This window comes from Pseudoduganella sp. RAF53_2 (genome assembly GCF_052113985.1).
Classification (GTDB): Bacteria; Pseudomonadota; Gammaproteobacteria; order Burkholderiales; family Burkholderiaceae_D; genus Rugamonas.
In genome coordinates, this window is sequence record NZ_JBFRDW010000165.1 from 1 (window position 1) to 9,912 (window position 9,912).

The 9,912-nt window shown below is 60.7% G+C and carries 7 protein-coding genes and 2 rRNA genes; 7 read left to right on the forward strand and 2 right to left on the reverse strand.

Annotated elements, in window-relative coordinates; all coding sequences use genetic code 11:
* The 3 genes from AB4Z11_RS12035 to AB4Z11_RS12045 all read left to right on the forward strand — a co-directional run.
* Window positions 1–96 (forward strand): 23S ribosomal RNA (locus AB4Z11_RS12035); the annotation flags it as partial.
* A gap of 116 nt (window positions 97–212) precedes the next feature.
* Window positions 213–325 (forward strand): 5S ribosomal RNA (rrf, locus tag AB4Z11_RS12040).
* A gap of 182 nt (window positions 326–507) precedes the next feature.
* Window positions 508–2,532 carry an esterase-like activity of phytase family protein gene (locus AB4Z11_RS12045; RefSeq protein WP_442025484.1) on the forward strand — a complete coding sequence of 675 codons (2,025 nt, stop codon included), beginning with the start codon at window positions 508–510 and terminating at the stop codon, window positions 2,530–2,532.
* Here the strand turns inward: AB4Z11_RS12045 and rtcR are convergent.
* Window positions 2,529–4,115 (reverse strand): RNA repair transcriptional activator RtcR, encoded by a 1,587-nt coding sequence (rtcR, locus tag AB4Z11_RS12050; RefSeq protein WP_442025485.1) that lies wholly within the window; start codon window positions 4,113–4,115, stop codon window positions 2,529–2,531. The genes AB4Z11_RS12045 and rtcR overlap by 4 nt on opposite strands.
* Before the next feature lie 63 nt (window positions 4,116–4,178).
* Between rtcR and AB4Z11_RS12055 the strand changes: the two genes are divergently transcribed.
* The 4 genes from AB4Z11_RS12055 to rtcA (AB4Z11_RS12070) are packed head-to-tail and all read left to right on the forward strand — an operon-like array spanning window position 4,179 to window position 7,727.
* Entirely contained in the window at window positions 4,179–4,388 is a 210-nt protein-coding gene (locus AB4Z11_RS12055) for a hypothetical protein (RefSeq protein ID WP_442025486.1), read from the forward strand.
* Between the two features lie 18 nt (window positions 4,389–4,406).
* Window positions 4,407–5,642, forward strand: coding sequence for an RtcB family protein (locus AB4Z11_RS12060; RefSeq protein WP_442025487.1), 1,236 nt, complete (start codon window positions 4,407–4,409; stop codon window positions 5,640–5,642).
* Window positions 5,643–5,648: 6 nt separating this feature from the next.
* Window positions 5,649–6,671 (forward strand): RNA 3'-terminal phosphate cyclase, encoded by a 1,023-nt coding sequence (gene rtcA, locus AB4Z11_RS12065; RefSeq protein ID WP_442025488.1) that lies wholly within the window; start codon window positions 5,649–5,651, stop codon window positions 6,669–6,671.
* A gap of 27 nt (window positions 6,672–6,698) precedes the next feature.
* Window positions 6,699–7,727 (forward strand): RNA 3'-terminal phosphate cyclase, encoded by a 1,029-nt coding sequence (rtcA, locus tag AB4Z11_RS12070; RefSeq protein WP_442025489.1) that lies wholly within the window; start codon window positions 6,699–6,701, stop codon window positions 7,725–7,727.
* Here the strand turns inward: rtcA (AB4Z11_RS12070) and AB4Z11_RS12075 are convergent.
* Window positions 7,724–9,754: a TonB-dependent receptor family protein gene (locus tag AB4Z11_RS12075; protein ID WP_442025490.1), complete on the reverse strand. Its 2,031-nt coding sequence runs from the start codon at window positions 9,752–9,754 to the stop codon at window positions 7,724–7,726. The genes rtcA (AB4Z11_RS12070) and AB4Z11_RS12075 overlap by 4 nt on opposite strands.
* Between the last annotated feature and the right edge of the window lie 158 nt (window positions 9,755–9,912).

Consider the following 9,912-nt stretch of genomic DNA (forward strand, 5'->3'; position numbering starts at 1 on the left):
AGGGGTCGTTCGAGACCAGGACGTTGATAGGTCAGGTGTGGAAGTGCAGTAATGCATTAAGCTAACTGATACTAATTGCCCGTACGGCTTGTCCCTATAACCTTGCCGGTTATGCGCACTTGCCTGTGTTTGAATGATTGAGTTTTACCCTGCTTACTTCTTCCAGATTTAGTGTGACGCCGCAGTGCGCGGCGACATACGTACAAGTTATGCTTGATGACCATAGCAAGTCRGTCCCACCCCTTCCCATCCCGAACAGGACCGTGAAAYGACTTTGCGCCGATGATAGTGCTGCAACCAGTGTGAAAGTAGGTTATTGTCAGACTAAGTAATAAGAAAAGCCCGCTTGGCATGTGCCAGCGGGCTTTTTTGCTTTCAAACCCACGGCAGAAACAGGTGCCTGCCACGCCGTGGCAGGCACCAGGTTTTGGCCTCGGGTTTTGTTTTTTAGTCATCAGCTTGTCATTCTGACTTCGTATGCTGCGCCTTTTAACCAGAAGGACAGCCATGAAGCTCCCACGCCTCTCTCCCCTTGCACTTGCACTCGCACTGGCCGCTTGCGGCGGCAGCGACAATAACGATACGCCAGCACCACCGGCCAAGACCCAAATCAGCGGCGTCTTCCTGGACGGTGCGGTTGAAGGCGCGGACTATGTCGCCGGCACTTCGGCTAAAGCTGCAACGGGTTCGAAAGGCGAATTCACGTGCTCCGCCGGTGATTCGGTGAGCTTCAGCATTGGCGGTATCGCTTTGGGTAGCGCTAGCTGCGCCGCCACCATCACCCCGCTGCAGCTGGCTGGCGTGACCGATGTGAAGGATGCGAAAGTCGTCAATCGCCTGATGGCGCTGCAGCTGCTGGATGACGACAATGATCCATCCAATGGCATCAAGATCACCGCCGATGTGAAGACCTCGATGGCCAGCAAGAGCGCCGACTTTGGCGCGGCCGGCACGGACTTCAACAAAGCCTTCGCCACCACGCTGGCTGCTGCCGGCACCAAGTACGCCGCACGCACCGTCGATGATGATCGCCGCGCGCTTGTGCGCGAGCACTTCGAAGACACGCTAGCCTCCAAGGTTGGCACACCGGCTCCGGAATCCTTCACGCAAGGCGATGTGGCCGTGACCGTCACGCGCTACCAGATGCAGGCGGCGAACAGTTTCTACATTCCATACGAAGGCAGCAACGCCAAAGTGAAGGAAGACTTCCCGCTCGGCTTCCTGCCTTCGTACGGTTCTTCGCTTGCATTCAAGGGCACCAATGCCAACGGTGACCTGGAGTTCTACGGCTTGACCGACCGCGGCCCGAACGGCGATGGTCCTAATATTCCCRCACTGACCGGCACCGGCACGATCGCTGCCAAGATCTTCCCTTCGCCGAGCTTCACGCCATCGATCGGCGTGATCACGGTTGGCAAGAGCGGTGCCGTGCTGACTTCGACCTTGCCAATCAAAGTCTCTTCGGCTGTGAACAGCAATGGCCTGGTTCTCCCTGCCGGTACGCTGGGTAACTCGGCCGAAGTGCCGCTGCAGGACGCCATGAAGTACGACGCAAACAGCAAGGCCAACTTCAGCCTGAACGGCCTGGATACCGAAGCCATTGTGCTCGACAAGAAGCGCAATGTGCTGTGGATCTCCGATGAATACGGCCCGTTCATCGTGAAGATTGATCCGGCCACCGGCATCATCCAGTCCCGTTATGCGCCAGGCAGCGGCCTGCCTGCCATCTTCGCCAAGCGCCGCTCCAACCGCGGCATGGAGGGTCTGACGCTCGACACGACCACCGACAAACTGCACGGCTTCCTGCAAAGCCCACTGACCGATGGCAGCGCACCGTACAGCGTGACCGGCAAGAGCGAGCAGATCGAACGCTTTGCTCGTTTCACCCGCTGGGTCGAATTCGATCCGACCACTGGCGCCACGACCAGAATGTTCGCCTACCCGCTTAACGGCGCCGACTACGCAGACGGCCGCACCGGCAACGCCAAACTGGGCGACGTCGCTGCACTGGGCAACGGTAAATTCATCGTGATTGAACAGGGCGCTGCGCCAAGCGGCAAAGTGTTCAATAAGTTGATGCTGATCGAAATCGGCAGCGCGACTGACATCAACGCCGCCGCCTTCAACCCGGCCACCTCCGACCTGGAAAAAAGCTCGATGGGCGCGGTGGCTGTGAACGGCGCGGACTGGACCAAAGTGGTCACGCTGAAAAAGACCCAGCTGCTCGACCTGAACGCCGTCGGCTGGCTGGCTGAAAAAGCGGAAGGCCTGACCGTGGTTGATGCCAACACCATCGCGCTCGCGAACGACAACGATTTCGGTCTGAAGACCAAGATCTTCACCCCATCCGGCGACGCCGTGGCCGATGCCGACGTCACCAAGTGCAATGTGGATGCGAACGGCGTGATCATCACCAGCACTTCCGCAGGCTGCAACGCTGCCAACAGCATTCGCGTGGCGCGTGGCGATGACAAAGAACGCCCAAGCCGTATCTGGCTGATCAAGTTCGGCAAGGCGCTGACCAGCTACTAAGCCAGCTGCTCCCAGCTCAAACCGAAGCGGGCCAGGTACTTCTTCAAACGGTCCGCATCGTTAGGCTTTGCCTTGCTCTGGCGCGAGACGGAATACAGCTTCCGTCCCGCGTCAGACATGGACTTGGACTGGGCACACACGTCCACCACCGCTTGCAATTGCAGGCGATCAAACAGATCGAGCTGGGAGAGCGAATCTTCGTCCAGCAGATCTTCCAGCGAACTGCCGCGCGATGCCGCCGGCGTGATAGGCCGCCATTGATGCTGCAGGCGGGCGATTTCCTTTTCCGCGACTGGCGCCGTGATCCGGCCTGCTTCGGCCAGTGTCGCCATGCGCGTGACAGACGCTGATAGTTCACGGAAGTTGCCGTTCCATTGCGCATCCGCGGAAACAGCGAAGCGCATGAAGCGCTCGCGTGCCTCTTTATTGAAGCGCACCATGCTGCCATTCTCCGCGCCGAATTCGGTCAACAGATAATCCAGATTAGGTTCGATGTCTTCTGGCCGGTCGCTGAGGCGCGGCAGGGAGTAGTTCCACAAATTAATCCGCGCGTAGAGATCCTCGCGGAAGCGTCCTGCGGCCACTTCGGCCGCCAGATCGCGATTCGTGCCGGCGATGAGCTGGAAGTCGCTTTTCACCTCGTGGTCGCCGCCCATCGGCAGGAAGCGCTTTTCTTCGACTGCCTTGAGCAGCATGGCTTGCTCATCCAATCCCAGCTCGCCGATTTCGTCGAGGAAGAGCAAGCCTTTGTGCGCCGTGCGCAGCAAGCCGGGACGGTCGGAAGCCGCGCCCGTAAAGGCGCCTTTTACGTGCCAGAACAAGGTCGACCCAGCGCCATCGCCGTGCAGCGTGGCGCAATTGATCTCAACGAACTGCCCATCGAGTTGATGCCGCGCCTTCTTCAGTTCAAAAATGCGCCGCGCCAGAAACGACTTGCCCGCCCCCGTTGGCCCCATCAGCAGCATCGGCGCACGCGAGCGCGCGGCCACATGCTCGATCTCGTCGATCATTAGATTGAACTGCGCATTGCGCGTCGCGATGCCCGACTTCAGGAATTCAACGCCTTCTTTCTGTGCAGTGCTGAAGCGCTGCGCGATCTGGTCGTAGCGCGACAGATCCAGGTCAATGAGCACGTACTCGCCAGGTTCGCCTTCTCGATGTCGGCGTGGCGGCGAAGTTTGCAGCAGGCGGCCGGGAAAGAAGTGGGCCTCGGTCATCAGGAACAGGCAGATCTGCGCAACGTGGGTGCCGGTTGTGATGTGGACCCAGTATTCTTCTTTGTCTGGATCGAACTGGTAGCTGCGCGCGAAGTCATACAGGCAACTGTAGACATCTTCGAAGTCCCACCAGTCCTCGATCGGCATGGTGTGCAGGCGCACGTCTGTCTCCGGGGAGACGGACGCGATGTCGCGCTGAATGACGTGAGCCAGATCGATGTGGGCTTGACTGACCATCAGCTCAAAGCGGTCGATGACCAGGTCGGGGTGCTGGGTAATTGAGACGCTCGGACGCCACTTTTCCCACCGCCCACTGCCGCGCGGGCCGCCATCGAGCTGCGTGTCCAGGAAGTCTATATTTATCAACTACTTAGGAGGTCGGAGTGCCAATTGCAATAGTCGGGTACACRCAAAGACAAGGAGAAGAAAATGGCGGATACTCGGATCAAATCCTGGACCATCAGCGCAGGAGCAGTGGGCAAGAAGGCGATGCGTCGCAGCTTCGGCAACGCTTCTCCGGCGATGCGAATCACGGCCAGCCAGCGCCTCACCATGATCAGCTGGAATGACGGCGGCTGTGCAAACAATGGCCTGCAGGTGTGGGGTAGCGTGCTGTCCACGCTTGTGAATGCAGAATGAACTTGAGAATATAGAACCATGAAAAAGCACGAATACGACGTAATGAATGTTGAGGGCGGAAGCCCTGTGAAAATGTGGACGCGCGGTGTACCGGTTGAGCAGGAAGCGCGTGAGCAGCTGTCAAATACGGCAAGAATGCCGTTCATTTATAAGCACATCGCAGTAATGCCTGACGTCCACCTGGGTAAAGGATCGACCATCGGTAGTGTGATCCCGACCTTGGGTGCGATTATTCCGGCGGCCGTTGGCGTGGATATCGGCTGCGGGATGATGGCGGCAAAGACCACGCTGAATGCGCGGGACCTGCCGGATAATCTGGGTCCGCTGCGTAGCGCGATCGAGAAAGCCATCCCGCACGGGATGTCGCCGAAGACACGCGGTTATCGCGGGCGCGACGTGGGCTCCTGGGAAAATCCGCCAACCCCAGTGGATGCGGCCTGGGCGCAATTGAAGGATGAATTCGACGTCATCTGCCAGAAAACGCCGAAGCTGAAGAACACCAATAACTACAAGCATCTGGGAACACTGGGTAGCGGTAATCACTTCGTGGAAGTCTGCCTGGATGAACAGGGCTTCGTGTGGTTCATGCTGCACTCGGGTTCGCGCGGCGTGGGGAATGCCATCGGCAGCCACTTCATCGAAGTGGCGCAGCAGGATATGCGGACTCACATCGCCAATCTGCCGGACAAGGACCTGGCCTATCTGAAAGAAGGCACCAGCCACTACGACGATTATGTCGAAGCGGTCGGCTGGGCGCAGAAGTTTGCGCGCATGAACCGCGAGGTGATGATGCAGAACCTGATCGCGTCCGTTCGCACCGTTATCAAGAAGCCGTTTGAGACGCACGTGGAGGCGGTGAACTGCCACCACAACTATGTGCAGAAAGAGCGCCACTTCGGTCAGGACGTGCTGGTGACGCGTAAGGGCGCGGTGTCGGCACGCGAGGGCGAGCTGGGGATTATTCCGGGCTCGATGGGCGCGAAGAGCTTCATCGTGCGCGGTAAGGGAAATCCGGAAAGCTTCAACAGCTGCAGCCATGGCGCGGGCCGCACCATGAGCCGCAATGAGGCAAAGCGCCGCTTCACGCTGGAAGATCAGGTGCGTGCGACCGAAGGGGTGGAGTGCCGCAAGGACGCCGCGGTGATCGATGAGATCCCGATGGCGTACAAGGACATCGATGCGGTCATGCAGGCGCAGGACGAGCTGGTGGAAGTCGTCCATACGCTGAAACAGGTCGTATGCGTCAAAGGATAAGAATGCATGATTGAGATAGATGGTTCTAAAGGAGAGGGCGGCGGCCAGGTGCTGCGGACTGCGTTGTCGCTCTCGATCATTACCGGTCAGCCCTTCCGCATTGCCAATATCCGCGCCAACCGTTCCAAGCCAGGCCTGATGCGTCAGCACCTGGTGGCGGTAACGGCCGCCGCGCAGATTTGCAATGCCGAAGTGACGGGCGCGGCGCTCGGCTCGGTACAGCTGGAATTCACACCAGGCCCCGTTCGCGCGGGCGTGTTCGAGTTTTCGATCGGTTCCGCCGGCAGCTGCACGCTGGTGCTGCAAACGCTGATCCCGGCATTGCTGTATGCACCCGGCCAGTCGGTCGTGCGGGTCAGCGGAGGCGCACATAACCCGAAGGCGCCGCCGGCGGAGTTCCTGCAGCGGGCTTTCTGCCGTGCGATGTCGGCGATGGGCGCGTCGGTGGACGTGCGTCTGGAACGCGCCGGCTTCTACCCGGCCGGCGGCGGCGCGGTACAAGCGTCGATTCAGCCGGTGCACGAATGGCAGCAGCTGGACTTGATGACGCGCGGAGAGCGCCGGGACGGCTATGCGGAAAGCCTGGTGGCAGGCGTGCCATCTGGCGTAGCGCGCCGGGAACTGAGCTGCGTGGCCAGCGCAATGGGCTGGGACGAGGCGCAGCTGAGGACTTGCGTACTGCCGGAGGCATGGGGGCCGGGCAATGCTTTGCTGATGACACTCGATCACGAACACGTCACGGAAGTCTTTGTCGGCTTTGGTGAGAAGTCGCTACGCGCTGAAACGCTGGCAAAGCAAGTGGTTCAGGAAGCGCGGCTGTACATCGCGTCCGGCGCAGCGGTCAGCGAGTATTTGGCCGACCAGTTGATGCTGCCGATGGCGCTTGCGGGCGGTGGCCAGTTCACCGTCGACCGTGTATCAGAGCATGCGCGCACCAATGCCGAGATTATTGGACTGTTCCTCCCGGTTCGGTTCGAGTTTGCCGGCGATGAGCAGTACAGCACCGTGCGCGCCTTCGCCAGCAGTTGAAGGATAATGCCCTCGGGAGGGCAGGCGATGATTGAACTGGACGGCTCAACTGGGGAAGGCGGCGGGCAAATCCTGCGCAGCGCGCTGACGCTGTCCATGATTACCGGGAAGCCATTCCGCATTCAGAACATCCGCGCCAATCGCGAGCCGGCGGGATTGCGCCGACAACATCTGGCGGCGATACGCGCGGCAGCGGTTGTTTGCAACGCGGGCGTCACGCACGCGGAGGTCGGCTCGACAACTCTGGAGTTCACGCCCGGTACGCTGACCGGCGGCGTGTACGAATTCGATATCGGAACGGCCGGCAGCACGACGCTCGTATTGCAGACCGTACTTCTGGCGCTGCTGTTTGCGCCTATCCCAAGCACGGTCACGGTCACGGTCATCGGCGGCACGCATAATCCGATGGCGCCGCCGGTTCAGTTCCTGCAGCGCGCCTATTGCAGACTGCTGGCGGCGATGGGCGCGCGGGCCGAGATTGATCTGGAGCGTTTTGGTTTTTACCCGGCCGGCGGCGGCATCTTGTTTACCACCGTGTGGCCGTGGGAGCATCCACGGCGCGTTGAACTGATGGAGCGCGGTGCGCTACAGGCTTCACTTGCCGAGGCCTTTGTTGCGCGTATTCCGGCCAATGTCGCGCAGCGTGAGCTGAAGCAGGTTGCCGAGACGCTCGGCTGGCAAGAGCGTCAGTTGCAACTGCATGAGCTGACGCAGACCGACGGTCCGGGAAACGCGCTGCTGCTTACGCTCGACAGCGCGCACGTCACCGAAGTGTTCTCGGGCGTCGGCGACCGCCACATTCGGGCCGAGACAGTGGCGCAGGGCGCGCTGCTCGAAGCGCAGCGCTATCTGGCCTCCGATGCCGCTGTCGGCGAGCATCTGGGGGATCAGTTGATGCTGCCCATGGCGCTGGCGGGCGGCGGACGCTATACGCTGGACCACGTTTCGCGCCACGCGATCACAAATGCGGAGGTGATCGCGCGCTTTCTGCCGATTCATGTCAGCTTCGAGACGGGGCAGAAGTGCAGCACTTGTACTGTCGCGCCGCTTCACTAAAAGGTGTATTGCGCCGTCATCCCCAGCGCCCAGTTGCGGCCCGGCGCCGCTTCGTAATAGCGCTTGTTCGCGTCGCCGACAATCACAGAGCCGACATACTGGCGGTCCCCCAGATTATTCAAGCGCAGAAACTCCTTGATGCGCCAGCCGGGCAACTGCTGCGCCGCTTGCAAGCGCAGGTTCAGCAAGCTATACCCTGGCGCCGCTTGTTCGGCGTTCGTGTCTTCGACATAGAGACGGCCGCTGGCCTGGGCTTCAATTGCCGCACCGTAGCGGCCCTGSGGCTCGTTCCACGCCAGCTCACCGTATGCAGTGGTCCGCGGCACGGCGGGCAGGCGGCTGCCGTTGTCATAGGTCGCACGCAGGACGGACAGCGCGGCGCGGGCGCTGAAGCCGTGCGACCAATTTGTATCCACCGATAGCTCGCCGCCCTGGCGCAGTGTGCTGGCCGCATTGCGGTAGCTGGTGCGGCCGCCGCTGGATGCGTCCACGACCAATTCGTCGCGCGTACGGACCTGGAACAAGGCTGCGTCCACGCGCGTTCCCTGGAAAGGCGTGGACTTCACGCCCATTTCCAGATGCATGCTGCGTGCGGGGCGCAGGTTGAAATTGAAACCCCCGCCCGTACCCGAGTAGAACAGTTCATTCAACGTTGGCGTTTCGAAGCCGCGCGCGGCGCTGCCATAAATGTTCAGGGTTGGCGTCAGTTTGTAGAGCAGGCCGATCACCGGGGTCGTCTTCACGAAGCGCAGAGCGCCGCTATCGTTGCCATTGCTAAGGAAGTGGTCGTCGACTTCGACCTTCACGCGGCTATGACGTACACCCGCGCTGGCGACCCAGTCGCCGGACTGCCATTCGGTCTGCACATAGGGATCGGCATTCGAAACGATGTCGCGCTCATCCCGGCGCAAGGCTCCGCGCACGCCGAATTGATTGCCGATGAAATTCTCGTAGCCGCGCCGGTCGTCCGCCGAGCGATCGAAGTCGAAGCCAAGCGTTGTCCGTAGCGTGCCGCTTGAGAAGCGGCCTACGTGCAGATAGTTGAATGAGGTGCCGTAGAAATCGCGGCTGAAGTCCACCACGCCGCCGGAATGGCTGGGCGGCGCCTGGAAGGCTTTCGAGAATGCCTGGTATTGTACGACGTCGCGGTTCCCGCCATAGGCAACCAGCTGCAACCGGTCCTCGCCGAGGTGCAGCGTGTAGTTGGCGCCAACCTGCTCATGGTCGATGCTCTTGCGCGTGTTGTAGCGCTCCGCATAGCTGCGCTTGGGCGATTCGGTGTCGGTTGGATCGATTTCGCCGGCACGCGGGTCGCGCAGGAAAGTGGACCAGCTTACACCCAGCGGGTCTTGCGTATCCTTCTGTTCAAGGCGATTGGCGACCAGCGTGAGCGTAGCGTTGTCGGCCAGGTTGAATTTCAGCTTGGCGTATTGCTGGTCGCGGCGCGCGGCGCTGTGATCACGATAGCCGTCCGTCTCGAAGCGCGACGCGTCGAGCACGTAGCCAACGCCGACGGCTTTGCCTTGTGCCGACAGATCGACTTTGCGCATACCGTCGCTGCCGGCGATGACAGTCGCTTCGGCCGAAGGCGGCGACTTGCCGTCTTCGGTAAAGAGCTGGATCACGCCGCCGGAGTGATTGCCATATAGCGCAGAGAACGGACCGCGCAGGACTTCGATGCGCTGGGCGCGGTCCAGATTAAAGGTGGCGGCCTGCCCTTGGCCATCGGGCATCGTCGCCGGGATACCGTCTGTAATCAGGCGCACGCCGCGCACGCCGAATGCGGAGCGGGCGCCGAACCCGCGCGAAGAGATCTGGAGATCCTGCGCGTAGTTCTGGCGGTTCAGCGCCACGATGCCCGGCACAGCGACCAGCGCTTCCGAGGCATTGACTCGCGGCTGCGCATCGCGAATGGCGGACGAATCAAGGATGTCGATTGCCGCGGGCAGGTCGCTGCTCGCGTGCTCGTAATGGCTGCCGCTCACAACGATGATGGCAACCGGTTCATTAGAAGGAAGATAAGGCATGGGCGAAACTATACATTGGCCCTTGCGGACCTGCAGTGCGTTTGCTATAGTTCTGTCCCTCGCAACGCAACGCAGCAAACAGCGCGAAACGATGTGAGAAGTTTGAAGCGCAAGACGCTGAAAACGAAGGGGTTGACGAGTTGCACGCTGTACCGCAT